The following is a 20635-nucleotide window of genomic DNA, read 5'->3' on the forward strand; positions in this document are numbered from 1 at the left end:
GCCGGTGTCGTCCGACGAGGCGTTCCAGACCAGCTTCACCTGGTCCGGTGCGGGCTCGGTGAACGCCAGGTCCGCCGGGGCCGTCGGGGCCTGCGTGTCACCGGTGCCGGCCCGCCGGGTGACGGTGTTGCTGTCGGCGGACCGGTTGCCGGCCGCGTCCTTGGCCCGGACGTGGTAGGTCACGGTCTGTCCGGCCGGGCGGTTGTCGGTGTACATGGTGACGTCGCCCGCCACGCTCGTCAGCAGCGTGCCGTTCGCGTAGACGTCGTACCCGGTGACGCCGGTGTCGTCCGTGGAGGCGGCCCAGGTCAGCCGCACCTGGCCGGTGGCCGGCTCGGTGTACACCAGGTTCGCCGGGGCGGTCGGCGCCTGCGTGTCACCGGTGCCCGGGCCGTAGACCTCCAGCTCCGATATCTGGGCGGCCGGCTGGACGCTGTTCGCCGTGACCAGGACCCGGAGGTACCGGACGGTGGTCGCGCCGAACGCAATGGTCACCGTGTTCCGGGCGGACGGGGAGAACTCGTACGCCTTCGAGGTGGTGAGGTCGGTGAAGTCCGTGCCGTCGGCGCTGCTCTGGACCTTCAGGGTCTGGCTGCGGGCGCCCCACCCGTCGGGCAGGCGCAGGACGACGCGGTCGGCGCGGACGGAGGAGCCGAGGTCGGCCCGGAGCCACTGGGGCAGCTCGTTGTTCCGGCTCTCCCAGTAGGTCGCCTTGTTACCGTCGTTTGCGTTGCCCGCCGCGTACACCTCGGTGTGGCTGCTCGCGGTCAGGGTCCTGCCCGCGGCGAGGTTCGCCGAGGTCCCGTCGGCGCCGTGCACCTCGAGTTCGGAGAGCTGGGCGGCCTGCCAGCCGGTGTTGGCGGTGATGTCGACGCGGACGAAGCGCGTCCGGGCGGCCGGGAAGCCCACCGTGACGGTGTTCCCGGCGCCGGGGCTGAAGGAGTACGTGGCCGAGCTCTTGAGGGTGGTGAAGCCGGTGCCGTCGGCGCTGCCCTGGACGGAGAGCGTCTGGTTGCGGCTCTCCCAGCCCGCCGGGAGCTTCAGGACGACCTCGTCGACACGGGTGCTCGTACCGAGGTCGGTCTGCACCCACTGCGGCAGGTTCGGTCCGGCGCTCTGCCAGTACGTGCCCTGGTTGCCGTCGGTGATGTTCCCGGCGCCGTACTCCGGCACCGCGCTGCTGGCGGCGGCGGGATCACCCACGGCGATGTCGGGGCCCCCGGCGGCCTGGGCGGTCACGAGCGGACCGCCGAGCGCCAGCAGGCTCAACGCGATCACGGCGCTCATGCCCCGTGATCTCCGGTTGTGCGTTCTCATGTGTCCTCGATCTCGGCCTCGCGCCCGTGGGCTGCGCGGCGCGGCTCGTCGGATTGCTCTGCGGCTCGCCACATCAGTTGTTTGCGGCCAGCGGTGCGAGAGTTGCAGAGAATTGCCAACTCGTCTACAGCTCAAGGCAGTTGGGTCGCGGGCGTCGTGTCGGCGCGGTCCAGGGCATGCCGAAGCCCCCGCTCACCAGGGGTGGCGGGGTGTTCGGGGTCCGGGTGGGTCCGGCCACCGCCGTGGCCGGACCCCGCCGTCACGGCGCCTGGGGCGCCGGTGGCCGCGTCACGGGTTGCTGATGACGAACTGCGAGCCGGGCTCGACCAGGATGTCGCCTTCGGCCGAGTTGGTGATCGTCACGTTCGACAGGGTGGCGCTGCCGCGGGCGCCGCTCATCGCGAGGATGCCGGAGCCGTTGTTCGACCTGTCGATCCGCACGTTCGTGATCTTGACGTTCGGCACCTCGCCGCCACCGGTCTTGAACTGGATGCCGTCGTACGTCGAGTCGACGATGTCCGTGTCCCTGATGGTGACGCCCGGAATGGGCTGGCCCTGCGCGAACAGGGTGATGGCGCCGAACTCCTGGTCCTCGTTCCAGAACGCGCCGCCGGTGCGGTACAGGGCGTTGTTGGCGATGAGGGTCTGCCCGGAGAAGGGCAGCGGGTCGTGGTCGGTCGCCAGCATGATGCCGGGGTAGTTCATCGTGTCGGAGATGATGTTGTTCTCGATCGTGTTGCCGGAGCCGCCGTAGACCGCGATGCCGTTGGCCCGCCACGGGAGCTCGATCGTGTTGTTGCGGAAGTGGTTGTCGGAGCCGACGTCCACCGAGGTGTCCTTGACGTACTTGCTCGCCCAGACGGCCAGCGCGTCGTCGCCGTTGTTGCGGAAGGACGAGTTGAAGACGGTGGAGTTGCGGGTGCCGTTGGCGAAGTTGATGCCGTCGGCGTAGGTGTTGCGGACCCGCATGCCGCTGAACTCGACGCCGTCACCGGGGCCCCACAGCTCGGGGATGTTGGTGTAGTCGCGGCCGGCCCAGACCCCGACGTTGGCGTGCTCGATCCAGACGTTGCTGATCTTGGTGCCCTTGCCGAACCGCCCGTTGAGACCGACGCCGCCCTCCTCGTCGGCGTTGTTGCCGCGGATGGTGCCGGAGCCGAAGATGGCGATGTCGGAGATCCGGGTGTTGTGGTCGATGTCGAAGCCGAAGTTGCCCTCGTGCGGGTGGTTGATGCCGCCCGCCTGGTGCGGCGGCGTCAGGGTGTACAGCTGGGAGTGCCACATACCGGCGCCGCGGATGGTGACGTCACGGATGCCGACCGTGTTGTGGACGCCCCGGTCCAGCGGGTCGTCGGTCAGGATCTTCTGCTCCTGGCGCCACTGGCCCGCCGGGATCCACACGCAGGAGATCTCACCCTTCTGGTCGGCGGTCACCGCGCGCTGGATGGCGTCGGTGTCGTCGATGCCGTCGTTGGGCACGGCGCCGTAGTCGGTGATCGACACGCAGCCGGCCGGCTGGGACGCCGGAGGCGCGACCTGCTCCAGGTCGATCATGTCGATGATGTAGAAGGAGGCGCTGTCACCCGCGTCCCGCTGGAGCCGGAACTCGGTGCCGGCCGGGTAGGACTGGGCCAGCAGGGCGTGGGACTCGTCGAACAGCCGACGGGCGTCGGCTCCGGGCGTGTTCGTCAGGCCCTCGGGGTCGTCGGTCCTCCCGTAGAGCCAGCTGTGCTTCGACGACAGGGTCAGCTTCCGGACGAAGACATCGTTGGCATAGAGGCTGATCGTGGCCTGGGCGCCGCCGCCGGACGGGGCGTCCGGGATGGAGTTGCGTACGACGATGGAGTTGGACGCGTTGGTGGAGGTGAACTCCACGAACTCACCGGTGGAGTTCAGACGGACCGACTTGCGGCCCGAGGACTCGGTGGCGAAGTTGGTGTGGCCGAAGGTCCGCTTGGCGTCGGCGGTGAGCAGGGTGCCCTGGTAGCGGGCGTCCTCCGCCTCGTACTCCGTGTACGGCACGGCGGCGCCGCGGCCCACGACCAGCGAACGGCTGAAGACGTTGTTGTTCTCGTTGGTCTCGGCGACGGTCGCGGTGGCGTCGGCCGTCGCGGTGAGGGTCACTCCCCCGTTCGCGGCGGTCCAGGTGCCGGAGAGCGGCACGGTGACCGTCTGCCCGGCGGCGACCGCGGGCGTGGTCCCGTTCAAGGTGGTGGCCCCCGCGGCGAGGCGGGTGACGGAGCCGGCCGCGACACCGGCGGTGCCCCGGTTCTGGACCGTGGCGGTGAAGGAGACCTGCGCGCCGGCCGCCGGGGAGGACGGGTTCGGTGTGATCGCGGTGACCGTGAGGTCGGGTCCTGGTGCCTGGCCGACGACCAGCTTGGAGGCCCCGGTCCGGCTGTTGTTGGAGTCGTCCTGCTCCACGACGGTGTTCGCCGGATCGACGACCGCCGACACGGTGTAGCTGCCCATCGCCTTCCTGCCGACGGGGATCTTCACGGTCGCGGAGGCACCTGCGGCGAGTGCGCCGACCTGCGCGGTACCCGACACGGCGCCTTCGAGGCTCACGTTGACGGAGGTGGCCGGCGAGGCGGCGGTCCCGGCGTTGCGGACGGTCGCGCTGACCTCGACGGGGTCCGTCTCCGAGGGGGAGGAGGGGGCCCACACAAGGTCGGTGACGGTCAGGTCCGGGTTCGGCGCCACGGCGCCCACCACCTCGAATTCGGCGACCTGGGCACCGGGAGCGCCGTTGTTGGTGAAGAACCTCAGCTGCACGTCGGCGTACCGGCCGGTCACCGGGATGGTGACGGTGTTGCCGCCGGAGGACGGGCTGAACCGGTACTCGGCGCGGGCCTTGAGGGACATGAAGCCGGACGCGGACTGCTCACGTCCGAGCACCTCGACGGACTGGGTCCGCGGGCCCCACGCCTGGCCGGGGTCGAGCTTGATCCGGACCGCTTCGATGTCGGCGTTGGCGCCGAGCTCGGCGGTCAGGGTCGCGGGGAAGCCGGCCGACTCCCAGTAGGTGGCGGTGTTCCCGTCGTTGGCGTTGGCCGCCGTGTACGTCTGGGTGAACGAAGAGGCCTTGATCGGCTTGTTGCGCGCCAGGTTGGTGCCGGTCGGCGGCGGGTCGACCGGACCGCCGTCGTCCTCGCCGAAGATCTCCAGCTCGGACAGCTGAGCCGCGTTCCATCCGGTGTTGGCCGCCACCTGCACGCGGATGTAGCGGGCCGTGGTCGCGGTGACGGGAATGCTGACCGTGTTGGCGTCGGCCGGGTCGAAGGTACGCGCCCCGGATCCGGAGAGCGCGGTGAAGGAGGATCCGTTCGTGCTGCCCAGCACGCTCAGCGTCTGGACACGGGAGCCCCAGGAAGCCGGCAGCTTCAGCGCGACCCGGTCGACCTCGGTGCCGGCCCCCAGATCGACCTGTACCCACTGGGGGAACGACCCGCCGGGGCCCTCCCAGTAGGACGCCTGGCTGCCGTCCGTCACGTTGCCGGCGACGTAACTGCCGTTCGTGCCGCCCGCCGTCGCGGGCCTGCCCAGGGCGAGGTTGGGGCCCTCGGCGGCATGGGCGGGTGCGGGAAGCATCCCCACGCCTATCAGACCCGCCATCACCGAGCCGGTGATCACTCGCCGCCCGTGGTTTCTCAATCGCATGAAGTCCTCTTGATTCCTCACCCGGGCTGCCGGCCGTGACTCGCCCTGCCGACGGCGCGAACAGCGCCGGGGAAGGAGGGCGGGGTCGGAGGCGGATGCGCGGATGAACGTCGACAGGGTCCTCGCACGACACCTTCCATGCCCAAGGCGGAACATTTGAGTGTCAGCCATCGTTTTTGAGCTGTTCAGTCAATCTTTTGCGATAACCAGGTGACAGGTTTCCGTCAGGTCACCACTTTGTCAACGGGACCGGCACGACTGCCCTGTTGGAGGGACGCGCACACCAGGTCAGCGTCCTGAGCGGCCGCCCGCGGCGAACAGGACGGATCACCCCCCATCCCGCCCGGGGCGCCCGGTCCCGGCCGCGCGAGTCACAGGCCGGCTTCGGACCTGCCTCGTTCCGCGGCGACCCGTGAGGGCGAGGAATCCGGGTGGAAGGACCGATGACGACCGGGGGCCGTCGGCCCTGCGGTGCGGGACGGCGAGGTCTTGGCCGGCGCGAGGACCGCCGCCCAGCGCGATCACGCCCCTCGCGGGCAGCGGTTGGACCACGCCGCTCCACGCTCTTCGACGGGGTACCGCCCGGACCCGGACGGGGTTGTGGCGAGCACGGGTTCGGTGTGCCCATCGACGATGACCCGCCTGTTCGTGGAGAGCCGGCCGCCGCGTGCGGATGCGCTGCCTTCCGGCCGCGCACCGGGGCCGCGCGCCGTCCCCGGTCCCCCGTCCCCCGTGCACGGGACCGACAGCACCCGTTGCCCCGCCATCCGTCATCCGCCATGCGCTTCACGGCGGATACGGGAAGCCGCCCACGCGCGCCGGGCGCAGGAAAAGGGCCGGACCGTCAGGTCCGGCCCTCAGGCACCGTCCGTACGGCCGCGCACCCCGCGCGGAACCAGGAGCGAGCCGGTGAGCGGGCGCGGGTCAGATGCTGGACGGTGGCGCGGTCGAGCCCCGCACCACGAGCTCCGGCTCGAAGAGCAGCTCACCAGGGTGCGCCCGCGTCCCCAGGATCTGGGCACACAGGAGGTCCACGGCTGCCCGCCCCATCGCTTCGATCGGTTGCCGCACCGTCGACAAGGGCGGCTCGGTGCAGTTCATGAAGGCCGAATCGTCGAACCCGAGCACGGACACATCGGTGGGAACGGTGAGTCCGCGCCGCCGAGCGGCTCTGATGGCGCCCAGGGCCAGCGGGTCACTCGCACAGATGACTCCGGTCACCCCTCGGTCCCACAGCCGCCCCGCGGCCGCCTGCCCGCCCTCGAGCGAGAACATCGAGCGCTCCACGCACTCCTCCGGCAACGCCGTTCCCGCCGCTGCTGCGGCCGTCCGCGCCGCGGTCAGCTTCCGGCGCGAGGGAATGTGGTCCTCGGGACCGAGGACAAGGCCGATGCGTTCATGCCCCAACGAGGAGAGGTGACGCCATGCCTGCTCCACCGCGGCTATGTCGTCGCAGGAGACACACGGAAAATCGAGCTCCTCGATGGGCGCGTTGACGAGGACGACGGGGATCTTGCGCTCCGCCAGCTGCCGGTAGTGTTCGTGCGGCGCGTCGGCCTGCGCGAAGAGCCCCCCGGCGAAGATCACCCCGGAGACCTGCTGCTGCAGGAGCAGGTCGACGTAGTCGGCCTCCGAAACTCCGCCCCTGGTCTGCGTGCAGAGCACCGGCGTGAGTCCCTGCTGCGCCAGAGAACCGCCGATGACCTCGGCGAAGGCCGGAAAAATTGGGTTCTGCAGCTCCGGCAGGACCAGACCCACCAGCCTGGCCCGCTCCCCGCGCAACTGCGTGGGACGCTCGTAGCCGAGGACGTCCAGTGCGCTGAGCACGGATTGGCGGGTGGTCTCCGAAACCCCCGGCTTGCCGTTGAGAACTCGGCTGACCGTGGCCTCGCTGACTCCCACCTTTTTCGCCACTAGAGCAAGTCGTCGCGTCACGAACGCAACTCTAGCGCAAAGAGAGTCAGAAAGTTACACATTTCTTGCCGAGATTGCAGCACGGCCGCAAGTCGCAGGCCCTCACCACCTGGCCCCGCGGAAAGGGGCACCGGCGGCGGCCCCAGGGCGTGTGCCGAAAGTAGATCTTGGGCTGTGAATGATCTCAGCCCATGGGGCGGGAAGATCTCACGGACGAGCAGTGGGCGGTGCTGGAACCGTTGTTGCCGAAGGGCGCCAGGGCGGGGCGGCCGCCCGTGTGGCCTCGGCAGCTGTTGATCGACGGCATACGGTTCCGGGCCCGTACTGGTGTTCCTTGACGTGATGTTCCTGCTGAGTACGGGCCGTGGAGCCGGGTCTACGACCTGTTCCGTCGATGGCAGCGGAACGGCACCTGGCACCGGACCCTCACCCGGCTCCAGTCCCTGGCCGATGCCAGGGGTGCGATCACGTGGGACCTGAACGTCGACTCCACGGTCTGTTCGCGCCCACCAGCATGCGACCGGGGCTCGTAAGCAGGGCGGCCTGCGGAAGGAGCCACCGGGCGGCGTGTTCATCGAGCCTCGTGATCACGGGTTGGGACGGTCGCGAGGCGGCTTCACCATTAGTGATCCGGCAGCGGTTCGTGTCCTGAGCCGCGTTTTCGGAAGTGGCAGTAGCGGGCGATGGCCTGGCGACGTCTTCTCCGGGCGGACCGGTTCAGTGCGTGGGTGACGGGATCGTGGTCGGCTCGGGGATGAGGCAGGAGAGTGTCCAGGAGCCGGCACGGTAACAACCGAGGTCGGTCGGTGCAGGTGAAGTGCCTCCACGCACCGTTCGTCGACGTGTTCACCGTGCCGCCCGAGGTGCCGTCGGTGTTCGTGGAGCGCAGACCGGCCCGGGTGGCCCAGGTCGACGATGGACCCCCCGTTGGCGCCGGGCCGAACACCAGCCCGCTGCCCGGCGTGGCCGGCGCCTGCCCCCGCGGCGGCATCATCGAGATTTCATCGCTCTTTCCTAACGTGGCCCCGTTCGGACGAAGGTCTCTACCAGGGGGAAGGACGGGCTCGATGCCGCGGAGGAGATTCAGAGCGAGGCTGCCGATGGCAGCCATGGCCGTGGTGGCGGCACTGAGCACCATGGCGGCCACCGGGTCGGCCGCACCGGGACCGGCCGCCGAAGGGGGCCCGGCCAAACCGACGATCCGCTACACCGAGTACGGAATCCCGCACATCACCGCCTCGGACTGGGGCGGGCTGGGCACGGGTTACGGATACGCGGCGGCCAAGGACAACATCTGCACCCTGGCCGACACCTATCTGATGGTCAACGCCCAGCGGTCCCGTTACCTGGGACCCGACGGCAGGACGAGCCCCGGGCAGAACCAGAACACCACCACCAATCTCAACAGCGACCTGTACTTCCAGCGGATCAAGGACAACGGGGTGGTGGAACGGCTGGTCGCCGAGCCCGCCCCCGACGGGCCCGAGCCCGAGGTCAAAGAGGCCATTCACGGCTACGTCCAGGGATACAACCGGTACCTGTCCGAGACGGGCGTGGACAACCTCACCGACCCGGCCTGCCGCGGCGCCGACTGGGTGCGTCCGATTACGGAGCTGGACGTCTACCGGCATGCGCACGCCGAGATCATCATGGGCACCGCCGACCCGCTGCTGGACGGCCAGGTGACCGCTGTGCCCCCGGGGTCGTCAGCAGCCGCGTCGCGGGCGTCCTCAGTTGAGAAAAAGGCACCGGCCAAGACCTCGCCCGCGAAAACCGCGGCGAGGATCCGCGACGCGATGGCGGCGAGCCGTAGCCAGGGCATGGGCAGCAACGCCCTGGCGGTCGGATCGAAGGGCGTGTCCGGCGGCACCAGCATGCTGCTGGCCAACCCGCACTTCCCGTGGCAGGGCAAAAACCGGATGTGGCAGAGCCAGCTCACCATCCCGGGCAAGGTCAACATCTCCGGGGCCAGCCTGCTCGGTCTTCCCGCGGTGAACATCGGGCACAACGACGACGTCGCCTGGAGCCACACCGTCGCCACGGTCGCCCCGTTCGGGCTGTTCGACGTGCAGGTGGATCCGCTCAATCCGACCAAGTACCTGGTCGACGGCGCATGGGAACAGATGACCTCGCAGCAGGTCGCCGTGGACGTCCGTCAGAAGGACGGCTCCCTCGGCAAGGTCACCCGGACTTTGTGGTCCACCCGGTACGGCCCGATCACCACGTCCATCCTGGGCTACCCGCTGCCCTGGGTGGTCAGCGCGCACGCGGTGCGCGACGTGAACATGAACAACCTGCGGGCTCTGAACACCTGGTTCCGCCTGGACCAGGCCAAGGACGTCAACGAGGTGGTGGACACCCTGGAGACCACACAGGGCGTCCCCTTCTTCAACACCGTCGCCTCCGACCGCAAGGGCAACGCGCTCTACGCGGACATCCAGGCCGTCCCCAACATCACCGACGAGCACGCCGCCTCGTGCCTCACCGAAACCGGCAAGCTGCTGTTCAACCAGTCGCTCCCGCTGGCGGGCGTACCGCCGGTCTCCATCCTCGACGGCAAGCGCAGCGCATGCGACTGGCCCAAGGATCCGAACGCGGTCGAGCCAGGACTGCTGGACCCGCGCAAACAACCGCGGCTGATCCGGTCCGACTACGCGGGCAACGCCAACGACAGCCCCTGGCTGGCCAACCCCGAGCAGCCGCTGACCTATCCGCGGATCATGGGCGGCATGGGGTCGCCCAGGTCGCTGCGCACCCAGGAACTGATCCTGACCGCGCAGAACCGGATCAATGGCACCGACGGCCTGCCGGGCAAGGGCTTCACTCCGGAGTCCATGGGGCGGCTGCTCTTCGCCGACAACAGCAGAGCCGCCGACCTGGCCCTCAACGCCACGGTGTCGATGTGCCAGAGCGTCGCCTTCGGGCTCATCCTGGTGGACGGCAATCTGGTCAACGTGAGCGAGGCGTGCCCGATTCTGGCCGCATGGAAGAGCCACGACTTCACGGCGGACAGCCGGGGGTCCCTGCTCTTCGCCAATTACTGGGCTGCGCTGCAGGGTTCACAGGGAGTCGAGAAGCTGCCCTGGCGTGTTCCCTTCGATCCCAAGGATCCGGTGCACACGCCCAACTCGCTGGACTCCGGAAGCTCGGCCGTCCGCGACGCGTTCGGGCGGACGGTCATCGCGCTGCGCAAGGCAGGTATTCCGCTGAACGCGCCGCTCTCGGACATCCAGAAGGTCACTCGTGGCAGTGAACAGGTACCGATCCACGGCGCGTTCGGAAAACTCGGCGTGCTGAACGTGATCGAGACCGGGCAGGTCGACGGGAAACTGGACGTCGTCTTCGGGTCCAGTTTCATCCAGCAGGTGCGATTCACCGCCGAGGGCCCGCCGGAGACGTACTCCGTCCTGGCCTACTCCCAGTCGGCCAACCCGAACTCGCCGCACTTCACCGATCAGACAAAGTTGTTCTCGGCGGGCCAGTGGGTGACCGAGCGGTTCACCGAGGAACAGATCGCGGCCTCACCGGAACTGGAGACCAAGGTCCTCGACTGAACCAGGGGCCCGTGACCGGGACTTGCCCCGCGAGCACGCCGGGGACCGTCGACGACGGTCCCCGGCGTGCTCCTTCATGGGCGTTTCATCGCCGGCCGATACCGTGCGTGCTGCGCGAAGAAGAGACCACAAGAAGCACACGGATCACGGATCACAAGGGGGCACGCTGTGAAAAGACAGTCGAACTGGTGGCGCTCGGTAATGGCCTGGATGGTGGCCGTCGCCGCTGTCGCCATGGTCATGCCTGCGGGCGTGGCACAGGCCGCCGATGGTGCGGCGCCACCGAGGATGGAGGACGGCTTCGGTCTGACCCAGGTCGGTACAGCGACGGGAGACGCCACCAACTTCTACCTCACGGTGACCACGCCCGAGGTCGCGGGCGAGCAGCACATCAAGATCATCCTGCCGAGCGGCTACTACGACGACCCGGCCAGACGCTATCCGGTGATGTACTTCCTCCACGGTTCGCCCGACGACCCGATCCAGCAGAACTACCCGGCGCTGAGCATGTCGAACGAGATGATCACCGTCATCCCGGATGGCGGGGCCCGGGGCTGGTACGCCAACTGGCTCGACCAGAAAACCCCGGCCGGGGCCCAGAACTGGGAGAACTTCCACCTCAAGCAGGTGATTCCGTACATCGACGCGAACCTGAAGACCATCGCCACCAAGAAGGCGAGGGCCGTCGCCGGCATCTCCATGGGTGGATTCGGGGCCTTCCACTACGCCCAGGTCCGTCCCGACTTGTTCAGCCAGACCGCATCCCTGTCGGGCGACATCGACCTGTCGGCCGCCTCCATGGACCTGCGGTTCGCGGTCGTCGCCTCCCTCATCGACGCACAAGGCGGGGAGAACTCCCCCTACAAACCCGCAGTGGACAGCGACGCCGCATTCGGCTCGCCCTACCCGGTGTTCAACGCCGACTGGCGGTTCAACCAGGTGGACCCGAAGCAGAACATGGAAAAGCTCGCCGGAATCGGCGTCTCCATCTACACGGGCGACGGCGGAGGCCAGATCGGCACGTTGGAGTTCTGGGTCTCGGGCGCGGCCAAGAACGTCAAGGCCCGCATGGACTCGCTGGGCATGCCGTACTACTACGTCAACTACGGCGACGGTTCCGGCTGGGGCACCCAGTGCAACGGCGACCACAACGCCGGTTGCTGGGAGCAGGACCTCCGGGACCTGATCCCCCGGCTGGAGAAGGCCTTCGCCTCCTGACCGTCCGCAGGACCGCACGGTCGTACGCCCGCCGTTGTCCCGCGCCGCAGCTGCGGCGCGGGACAACGGCGGGCGCTTGCCAGGCTCTCGCGCTTTCTCGTTCTGCCTTCTGATCACCCCTTCTCGTTCTATTCGACGGCGGGGCCGGGACCGTTCAGCCAGGCCCACTGTGACCAGGTCGAGAAGCCGGTCTGCCACCGGTGGTAGACGCCGGCGCTGCTGGTGCCGAACACCTCGATGCGACCGTCGGCGTTGTTGGCCGTGTTGATCTCGGTACCGCCCTCTCCGAAGTTCTCCCATGCGGAGAAGGCCGCGTTCGGTGCGGTCTGCCAGGTGTGACTGGCCGTATCGGCGTTGATCGCGAACACCTCGACCCGGCCGTCGACCGTCCGGGAGGTGGTCAGCGCGGCGTTGGCGATCCCATGGGTGTCCTGCCATTCCGACCACGAGGCCGGTCCGGTCTGCCATCGGTGGAATACGCCGTTGGGATTGGAGGCGAACACCTCGAGCCTGCCGTCCTGGTTGTAGCTGGCGGCGACATCGTGCCCGCCGGTGCCGAATTCCTCCCAGGCCGACCAGCCGGCGTTGACGCCGGTCTGGTACAGGTGCCGGAAGGTCGAATCCGACAGTGCGAACACTTCCAGCCGTCCGTCGGGTGCGTTCTCCATGGCGAGGCGCGCATCGGCCGGACCGCCGACGACCTCTTGCCACTGGTCGGCCCAGCCACCGCTGGGCGCGGTCTGCCATCGGTGGAACACACCGCTAGGGTTGGAAGCGAACACCTCGATACGGCCGTCGGCGTTGTTCCCTGTTGCCAGCCGGTGCCCGCCGGTGCCGAAGTTCGCCCAGGAGGACCAACCCGCACTGGGATCGGTCTGCCACATGTGGTCGAGCGTGGTGTCCGACAGCGCGAACAGCTCAAGCCGGCCGTCCGCGTTGGACGCCACTGCCAGTTCCGCGTTGCGCGGACCGCCCACCGGCTGCCACGGCGACCAAGCACCGTTCACCTCGGTCTGCCACGAGTGGAACACACCGTCGGCCCCGGCTGCGAAGGCCTCCAGCCGTCCGTCCGCGGACCGCCCGGACACCACCTGACCCGAGGCGTACGGGTGCTTGGGGCCGGTGCTGGTACCGGACCACAGCGCGCTGACGATGAGCTCCGCGTCGCCCGCCTCGATCCCGTACAGATAGCGCAGGTCTTCTCTCGGCTGCTGAACCTGCCAGCAGACGTCGCCGATCGCCTCGTTGTTCCACGAGCCGTTCTCGAAGTGGTCTTCCATCGCATTGAGGAAGGCGTTGGTGGCGTAGATCGGGTCCAGGCGCTGTTCCCGGCTGCCCCACCAGTCCTGCTGCTGGAACAGCCCCAGGCTGGTGTGGTCGACGGCCGCGGAGTAATTGTTCATGCTGGCCTCCACGATGATCGTGGCGATGGCGATTGCCGCGGCCCTCGGGTTGAGCCCCCGGTCCTTCACCGCCTGCGTGACCATCCGCGCGCAGGACATCTTGTACGCGTTCAGATATCCGGCCATCTTCGCGTTCAGCTGCGGGTTGAGCTGGTCAGCCATGATGCCGTCGGTGGCCGAAGGGCCGGCCGGGTCACAGGGCACGGTCGGAATGGCCAGCCCCTCCGGGCCGCTGAAGTAGTGGGAGACACCGTACCGGTCGTCGCCCGGGCGAGGAACAGGCGGAGGTTCGGCAACGGCGACCGAGGTGGTCATTCCGATGACCAGCCCCCAGATACCGGCCAGGAGGGCCAGTCTGATGAACACGCGGTGTAAGCCGGGTCTTGCCATGGTGTGCCCTTTCCTTTTCACGAACTTCGCGGGAGTTCAGCCGATTTCCGGCCCCTCCGGAACAAGCCGGTCGGCCAGTTGCGGCAGATGACGGACAGCGCCGGCCGCCGGGCCGGGCAGGGCGGCCGATTCCCTTCGGTCATCGACGCCGACTGTAGGGGACACCGATGAAAGACCGATGGAATCAGCCTTCTTACGGTCTGGGGACACGGATCCGATGTCGGCAGGGGTCCCCCGCCGGACGAGCGCACTACGGGTTTCATCGGGAAATCATCGGTTGCTGCCACTGTCGTCCGGTGACCTCGGCCGATCGCGTGCGGCAGAAGACAGCAGACGCGCAGGCCAACTACATGAGGAGAATCGAATGCGAGCAAAAGCATCGCGGCCGCGTCGGCCGGAATCATGCTGACTGCCGGGCTTTCAGTGGCCCAGGGCACCACTGCTCAGGCAGCGGCTCCGTGCGAGGGCACCTGCACAATCGTCGTCGGTGGCACGGGCAGTTCGTGGAACAACGACAACTTCACCGGCAACATCCAGCAGCACGTCGGATATCCCACCCAGATTCCCAACGGCGCGAGTGCCCGCGCGGGAGTCAACGAGCTGAACCGGCTGGTCCGCGACCAGCGGAACGTGTGCCCTGACCAGCACGTCAAAATGGGCGGATATTCCCTGGGCGCCGCGGTGGTGCACATCTGGGTCACCGAGAACTGACAGACGTTCGGCAATGTCAACGCCATTCTCATCGCCGATCCCAAGCGCCAGGCCCCGCCCGGCGCCAACGGCGGATCCGTGCCGTTCGGAGGCATCGTCGGCGCCCCGCTCGCCGGCGCCGACAGGTTCTTCGGCAACGTACCGGTCAAGACCATCTGCCACTGGGACTACGTCTGTGACGAGTCCGCCGGCATCTGGACCTACCCGGCCAACCACATCAACAACTACCCCCACGACTTCGACATGGGCCACCACAACGACAGCTCCAACGAGCAGTGGTACAACGGCGCCTGGAGCCCCGCCTCCTGGTGACCGCACAGGCCCCCACCGCCCGGTGAGCGGCCCCGTCCTTCACCGTCTGCCCTCGGCCGGGATCAACCGGCCGCCGGCAGATGGTGCTGTGCGGCCGTGCCGCACGACGGTGGGGGCGAGGCCTTCCTCGTCGCCGCGCAGGATCATCTGGTGCGTCCGCCGCAGCATCCGGCTCGGAGCAACACCCAGATCGTCTGCAAGCCGGCAGCGGGCCCGGTCGAACACGGTCAAGGCGTCGGCCTGGCGGCCGTTGCGGTACAGCGCCCGCATCAGCATCGCGGCCAACGGCTCGTTCAGCGGGTTCGCCGCGGACGTGGCGAACAGCTCGGCGATCGCTTCCGAGTCGTGGCCCAGCCGCAGCTGCCACTCCGACTTCTGCTGTACGAGGGCGATCCTGCGCTCGGTGAGCCGCAGCCGCTCCAGCTCGGCGAGTGGGCCCGGCAGACCGGCCAGGACCTCTCCGCGGAACAGCCCGATGGTGTGGGTGCACAGCCGGACCGTCTCGGTCGCGTCGCCCGCTCTGTCGGCGGCCGCGATGTCGGCAACCAGCTCTTCCAGGCGTGCCGCGTCGACGTCGACTGCTCCGGGCACCAGTCGGTACCCACGCCGGGCGTGCTCGATGACCGAGTCCGGGCTGTCCCCGATGCGCAGGGCCTTGCGCAGCCGGTAGATGTACACCGGCACCACGTTCGCGACCGGCGGCTCCACTCCCCACACATCGCCCAGCAGTTCCTGCTGGCTGAGGGTACGCCCCGCTCCCAGAGCCAGCGCCGCCAGTACGGCCTGCTGACGCAGATGCCCCAGGTTCAGGGGCCGTCCGTCCTGCCATGCCTGCAGCGGACCGAGTAAGGAGATCCGTATCTTCGGCCCGGCCGCCCGGTCTGTCGCCAACCGGTCCATCCCGGCCCGGCCCGCGGCAGGCTGTGGCGCCGGGCTCACCGGCCGTGTGCGGCGGCCGCGCCCGGGGACGACGAGGCCGCAGTCGAAGGCATGGACAATGGCGGCGGCCCGGTCGCGCAGGCCGTGTTTCGCAAGGATCCGCGCGAGGTGTTCGGCCACTGCGGCCTCGGGGATGGCGAGGGCGAAGGCGATCTCGTCGTCCCGTAGGCCGCAGCCGACCGCGGAGAGCACTCGGTGCTCCTGATGCCTGAGCATGGTGGCAGTCGGGCGTTGGGTGGTGGCGGTCATGGGCATCGCTGCTCCCCGGGATCTGACTGGTCGGTCTGTCGGGCGCCGTCGGCAAGTTAGTGGCGAGAGCGTCGGTCAAGGCATCCGGAACGCTCCGGAGTGACATGCACGACCGGGGCTTCTCCCGCACGGCGGCTATCGCCCGCGCGGACTGCTTCCCCCGTGCGCGTCAGCCCTTCTGGTGAGCTCGGTCGAGGAGACTCCTGCGGCGCGGTGAGCTGCCGCGAGCCGGACATCCCGATGGTGGTGTCCCGGGCGGTAGGGCCAACAGGCCAAGCCACCGGCCATTGGTGACCGGCCCCGAAGGGCCTGTGGTCCGTGCCGGTGGCGGATCACCCGCCATGCTGTTCCCGTGGTTACGGTGTGCCGGTCGGAGGGGGCGTGAAGGTGGCCGGTGCGAAGTTCCGGTGCCGGCCCCGGTAGGTGCGTCCGAGGTGGTGCTGCAGCCGGACATGGCGGAACTGGTACACGGCTCCGGTCTGGCGCAGCACCCCCCGGTGGTAGGCGTCGTCCAGGAACGCGGCGGGGTCCCAGGGGAGCCGCCCGGTCAAAGGCATCCATACACGTGCCAGCACGACCCATTGCCCCCAGGCCGTGAAGGCGAACACATAGGAGGCCGCGCCGCCCAGGCCTCCGACCGAGCCGATGTACAGGCTGTCCTGGACTCCCCAGTTGAGCGATCCCACCATGCCCTGGAGCAGGTGGACGATCAGGTACCCGCCGAGGGCGATGGCCAAGGTGAACGCGGGGGCCAGGATGAGGAACTGGCGGCCCGCCGTCGTACGGTTCGAGGACAGGAGACTGATCGGGGTGGCCGCCGTCGTAACGTCCACGGGCACTTCGAGTGCGGCCATGAGCCCGAAGACAACACCGGCGGCAGAGCCGAAGACCAGCCCGAGGACCAGCATGTTGATCAGGGTGCCCTGGATGATGCGCGGGTCGGTGACGGATGTCCCGGCGGCCAGCGCGCGTCCGAGGGTGAGGGCGCAGGCGCATCCGACGCCCATGACGGTGCCGCCGATCAGCCCCTGCCCGAACCGGACAGCGAAGGTGCGCAGGGGCCGGAGGCCGCGACCGTCATGCCCGGTGCGCAGCTCCAGCCGGACCCGGGCAGGTTCGAACGCGGCTCCGCGGCCGGACCGGTCCACCAACGCGTACACGGCTCCGAAGGCGAGACCTGCGGCAGGCCCCATGAGGCCGCCTTGCAGCAGGAGTTCGCGCAAGGGCAGCGAAGTGAGCAGCAGGCCGAGCAGCCAGTTGGCCAGGGTGACGTTCACTGCGGTGGCCAGCACGACGGCCAGGGTCCGCACCGTGCGTGACAGGGAATCGCCGAGCTGCCACCACGCGAGGTCCTGGCGCTCCACATCGAGACGGGCCAGGTGGTGGGCGAGGTTGCCGAGCCAGCGTTCGGCCCGCGCGGAGTCCGCGTACGATGCCTTCGGCTGCGTTCCGGTGGCATCCCGTTCCGCAGGGCGCCGTCGGTAGACAGCGGGCACGAAACCCGCCAGCAGATGTTCCTCCAGGCTCCTCACCGAAGGAAACCGGGCAGCATCCAGGAGTTCGGCGGGATCCCTGCCGGGCGTCTCGCTGTACAGGGTGCGTGCGAGGATGATCATGAGCGGGGTGGTCAGCACCGTGGCGAGGACGGCGGTCCCGGGCGCCTGGCGCGTGCGCAACAGCGTGAGGACCGCGTCCCATGCCGAGCCGGATACGTCGGTGCTGTCGCCGTCGCTCTCCTGGGAGGGGATGGTGCGGGTGGTACGGGGCAGGTAGTCGACGAGGTCCTCGACGGTGAGGTCGGTGAGCTCGATGCCCCCCGCCCAGACGAGTGGTGCGTGTGCCGCCCTGACCGCTTCGGCGTACTCGTCGCGCCGGCTCGTCAGGATGAGCGGTACGGAGGTGGCGTTCAGGGCCTTCAGGGCTTCGCACCGCAGGCCTTCGGCGATCTCGTCGAACCCGTCCAGGACCGGAAGGATGAGGTCGGCGTCGATCATCGCGGCGGCCAGGGTCGCCCCGGGCGTGGTGTAGCGGGCCAGATGCGGGTGGTCGCGTAGCAGTCGGCCGATCAGCCAGTCCCGCAGTGCGGTGGTCGAGGGGTCCCAGGAGCCGACGCTGAAGATGACCGGCACCCGGCTGTGCGGGGCAGCGGCTTCCAGGAGGTCCAGGGTGAGCCTGATCGTGAGGATGGATTTGCCCGAGCCCCCGCGGCCGAGGACCGCCATCCGCCCGGAGGGGATCCTGAGGTAGACCTCGGCCACGCTGCGCAGGTCGCCGTCCAGATCCACCTCGCGCGGTGTCCCACCCGGTCCGAGACGTTGAATGTTCTCCGCGCGGTCGGTCAGCCCGGTAGGCGTCGGCTTCCACCGGACGGGCAGCGGGAACGGGTCGTGGACATGGCGTTGCGCCTCCTCGCGGCGCCAGCGGCGCCGCACCTCCGTCGCCAGCTCACGCGCGGCGTCGGCGAGGGCGTCGTGCACCGGCAATCGGGGTGGCTCCGGCGCTGCCGGCCGCTGGCCGTCGCGCCGGGTAACGCTGTCCTGGGCTGGCTGACCGGTCAACTGCGCGGGCACCGGATGAGGTTCGGGCCGGATCTCGGTTCCCGCCCGGCCGGCAGGGGCGGAGGATGAGCCGGCGACGGTGGCAGCCAGCCTCAGCCGGTCCGCCTCTTCCAGGCCGAGTGCGTCGGCAAGCAGATTGACCGTCCCCATGCGGTGGTTCGTGGATCCGCCGCTCTCCAGCCGGCGGATGGTACGCACGCTGACACCGGACCGTTCAGCCACCTGTTCCTGTGTCAGGTCCGCCTCGACGCGCAACTGGCGCAGCAACGTGCCGAGAACCTCCGTCATCGAGCCTCTCCCCCTGCTCACCGGTTCGAACGGCGGTGAGCCTACCCGCGGCCTCCGGTCACCGATGGCCGGTCCTCTGGCCTGTACGGCCAACATGACCAAGGTCACGCTCGGAGTCGGCGCCCGGAGCGCACCGACGGAAGGCGAGGAGCGGACGTGGCCCACCGCTACTGGTGCGGGGAGTGCGGCTTCAAGACACCCTGGCTCGCACGGCCCGAGGGACTGCATCGGCAGGTCGAGCACTACGCTCGCAAGCACCCCGGCACTCCCCCGGCCGGCCTGCTCGAGACCCGAAGGCGTGGTCCGAGCTCGGCCGGATGTCTCCTGCTGACAGCCGTCGCGTTCATCCTTCTCAGCCTGGCGGCCTCCTGCTGCCATTGAGCGGAGCTCCGATTGACTTCCTCGATTCGGGAGTGGGGCACACCGGCATCGGGCGGGCTCCTACCGCTCAGCGAGAAACCGGGTCACCGCCGGCAGAGCCGCGGGGTCTTGGAGGAAGAAGAGATGGCACCCCTCGAAGGGTCTGTGTCCCCGGCCGCGGTCTCGCCGTGGTCGCCATTTTCGATCAGCCGCAGGACCTCGCGGAGCACACGCTGCTCGGTGGCGCGATCGTCCAGGAGCCGACCGATCCGAGCGGTGGCCGAGTCCGCACCGGCCGGTAGTGCGGCACGCACCAGTCGAAGTACTTCGGCAAGGCACGCGCCGTGTACATCTTCGCGCGGCACACGAACGATGACGGTGGCAGGCTGCACGTAAGAATTCATCTCATTTGGTGAGTCTGCGGTAGCAGATGAGGGTGCAGGCGATGCTGGTGAAGGCCGGGAGGTGGTCGGCCTCGCGTTCGTAGCGGCGATGGAGTCGTCGGCAGCCGGCAAGCCAGGACATGGTGCGTTCGATGGTCCAGCGGTGTCGGCCGAGTCGCTGCGGGGTTTCGATGCCTTTGCGGGCGACGCGGTGCCGGATTCCGCGCCCGGACAGCCATTGCCGCAGGTGGCGGTAGTCGTAGCCCTTGTCGGCGTGGAGCTTGCCGGGCCGGCGCCGACGGGGGCCTCGGCGGGAGCGGATAGGCGGTATGCCCGTCACGAGCGGGATAAGGGTTTGGCTGTCGTGAACGTTGGCGCCGGAGATTGTGGCGGATATGGGCAGACCGGACCGCTCGCCACCACACCTACCGAACTTACGAAAAGATCAGTAAGCCAGTCCGAAGACGACCAGATTTTGAGAGTGAACTCCTGCACGGGATGGGTACCGTTCGGTGTGCGTGAGGGATGTTGGCCTGGGACGGGGTGGGGGCAGTGAGCGGAATAGTGGTCTATCTGCCACAAGGCAGCGGTGATGCCGGAAAGGAGTCGTGTGCCAATCCGGTGACGTTACGGCTCGGGCCGGGGCAAGTGGCGCGCTTCGGGAGGGGATCTGCGGCGACGCCCGTCGAACTGCGGCTTGATGACGAGGCGATCTCCCGCCTTGCGGGCGAGATCCGGGTGGTGGACGACCACTGGCAGCTCAGCAATCACAGCGCGCACCAGAGCTATCTGGTGGAGAACCCGGAGGGGGCGGGCGAGTATCTGAGGGTGCCGCCGCGGCGGGCCGCGGCTCCCATCCCTTTCGAATTCTCCAGGGTCGTACTCCCCACCCGCCGCAACACCACGGTCTCCTTTCAGGTGTTCGCGCCCGACCACGTCTACTTGGACCCGGACGACATGGGCCTCCAGCGGGGCAGCCGTACGGTCACGGCGTACTCACTGGACGAGACGTCCCTCTATTTCCTGGTCCTCGTGGCGCTCTGCGAGCCCCGGCTGCGCGATGTGTCGCCGGTCGCGGTGCCCACCACCCCGCAGATCGTGGAGCGGCTCAAGGGGCATCCAGCCTGCGGTCAGCTGAGGGCCCGGGCGGTCAGCTCACACATCGACTACCTCGCCGAGGAGAAGACCCGGATCAGTACCCCGCCGGAGCACGAACCCGGCAGAGCGGCCCGGCGCAATGGCAAGCGGGAGGCGCTCGTCGGACTCGCGCTGCGCTTCGGGCTCGTACGGGAGGCGCATCTGGCGCTCCTGCCGCCCCGGACCGGAGCGGGCGACCGGCAGCGGAAGTCGGCCGGTTGACCCACCAGGATGAGGGGCGG

9 protein-coding genes and 3 pseudogenes are annotated in these 20635 nt (G+C 68.9%); 5 read left to right on the forward strand and 7 right to left on the reverse strand.

What is annotated here, in order from left to right; translation table 11 throughout:
* From VN520_RS26060 to VN520_RS26070, 3 genes are all read right to left on the reverse strand, one after another.
* The coding region (locus VN520_RS26060) for a discoidin domain-containing protein (protein ID WP_325749385.1) at positions 1-1317 on the reverse strand (1317 nt) is incomplete at its 3' end.
* A 288-nt stretch (positions 1318-1605) separates the two neighbouring features.
* A complete protein-coding gene (locus VN520_RS26065) occupies positions 1606-4977 on the reverse strand; it encodes a CARDB domain-containing protein (protein WP_325749386.1) in 3372 nt (1123 codons plus the stop codon).
* Positions 4978-5901: 924 nt separating this feature from the next.
* A complete protein-coding gene (locus VN520_RS26070; protein WP_325749387.1) occupies positions 5902-6912 on the reverse strand; it encodes a LacI family DNA-binding transcriptional regulator in 1011 nt (336 codons plus the stop codon).
* Between the two features lie 170 nt (positions 6913-7082).
* Between VN520_RS26070 and VN520_RS26075 the strand changes: the two are divergent.
* From VN520_RS26075 to VN520_RS26085, 3 genes and pseudogenes are all read left to right on the forward strand, one after another.
* Positions 7083-7424, forward strand: a pseudogene (locus tag VN520_RS26075) (transposase).
* Between the two features lie 534 nt (positions 7425-7958).
* Positions 7959-10445: a penicillin acylase family protein gene (locus tag VN520_RS26080; protein WP_325749388.1), complete on the forward strand. Its 2487-nt coding sequence runs from the start codon at positions 7959-7961 to the stop codon at positions 10443-10445.
* 210 nt (positions 10446-10655) lie between these two features.
* A complete protein-coding gene (locus VN520_RS26085) occupies positions 10656-11663 on the forward strand; it encodes an alpha/beta hydrolase (RefSeq protein ID WP_325749398.1) in 1008 nt (335 codons plus the stop codon).
* 128 nt (positions 11664-11791) lie between these two features.
* On the opposite strand, the gene VN520_RS26090 is transcribed toward VN520_RS26085, so the two are convergent.
* Positions 11792-13456, reverse strand: a complete 1665-nt coding sequence (locus tag VN520_RS26090; RefSeq protein WP_325749389.1) for a peptidase M23 — start codon at positions 13454-13456, stop codon at positions 11792-11794.
* Positions 13457-13858: 402 nt separating this feature from the next.
* On the opposite strand from VN520_RS26090, the pseudogene VN520_RS26095 reads away from it, so the two are divergent.
* Positions 13859-14479 (forward strand): annotated as a pseudogene (locus VN520_RS26095) (cutinase family protein).
* A gap of 39 nt (positions 14480-14518) precedes the next feature.
* On the opposite strand, the gene VN520_RS26100 reads toward VN520_RS26095, so the two are convergent.
* The 3 genes and pseudogenes from VN520_RS26100 to VN520_RS26110 all read right to left on the reverse strand — a co-directional run.
* Entirely contained in the window at positions 14519-15673 is a 1155-nt protein-coding gene (locus tag VN520_RS26100) for a BTAD domain-containing putative transcriptional regulator (RefSeq protein WP_325749390.1), read from the reverse strand.
* Between the two features lie 350 nt (positions 15674-16023).
* On the reverse strand, positions 16024-18513 hold the full coding sequence (locus tag VN520_RS26105; protein WP_325749391.1) for a helix-turn-helix transcriptional regulator: 2490 nt from the start codon (positions 18511-18513) through the stop codon (positions 16024-16026).
* A gap of 765 nt (positions 18514-19278) precedes the next feature.
* Positions 19279-19671: pseudogene (locus VN520_RS26110) on the reverse strand (IS5 family transposase); the annotation flags it as partial.
* A gap of 137 nt (positions 19672-19808) precedes the next feature.
* On the opposite strand from VN520_RS26110, the gene VN520_RS26115 reads away from it, so the two are divergent.
* Positions 19809-20615, forward strand: a complete 807-nt coding sequence (locus VN520_RS26115) for a serine/threonine protein kinase (RefSeq protein ID WP_325749392.1) — start codon at positions 19809-19811, stop codon at positions 20613-20615.
* The last annotated feature ends 20 nt before the right edge of the window (positions 20616-20635 follow it).

Origin of the sequence: Streptomyces sp. (assembly GCF_035563135.1) — a bacterium.
GTDB lineage: Bacteria > Actinomycetota > Actinomycetes > Streptomycetales > Streptomycetaceae > Streptomyces.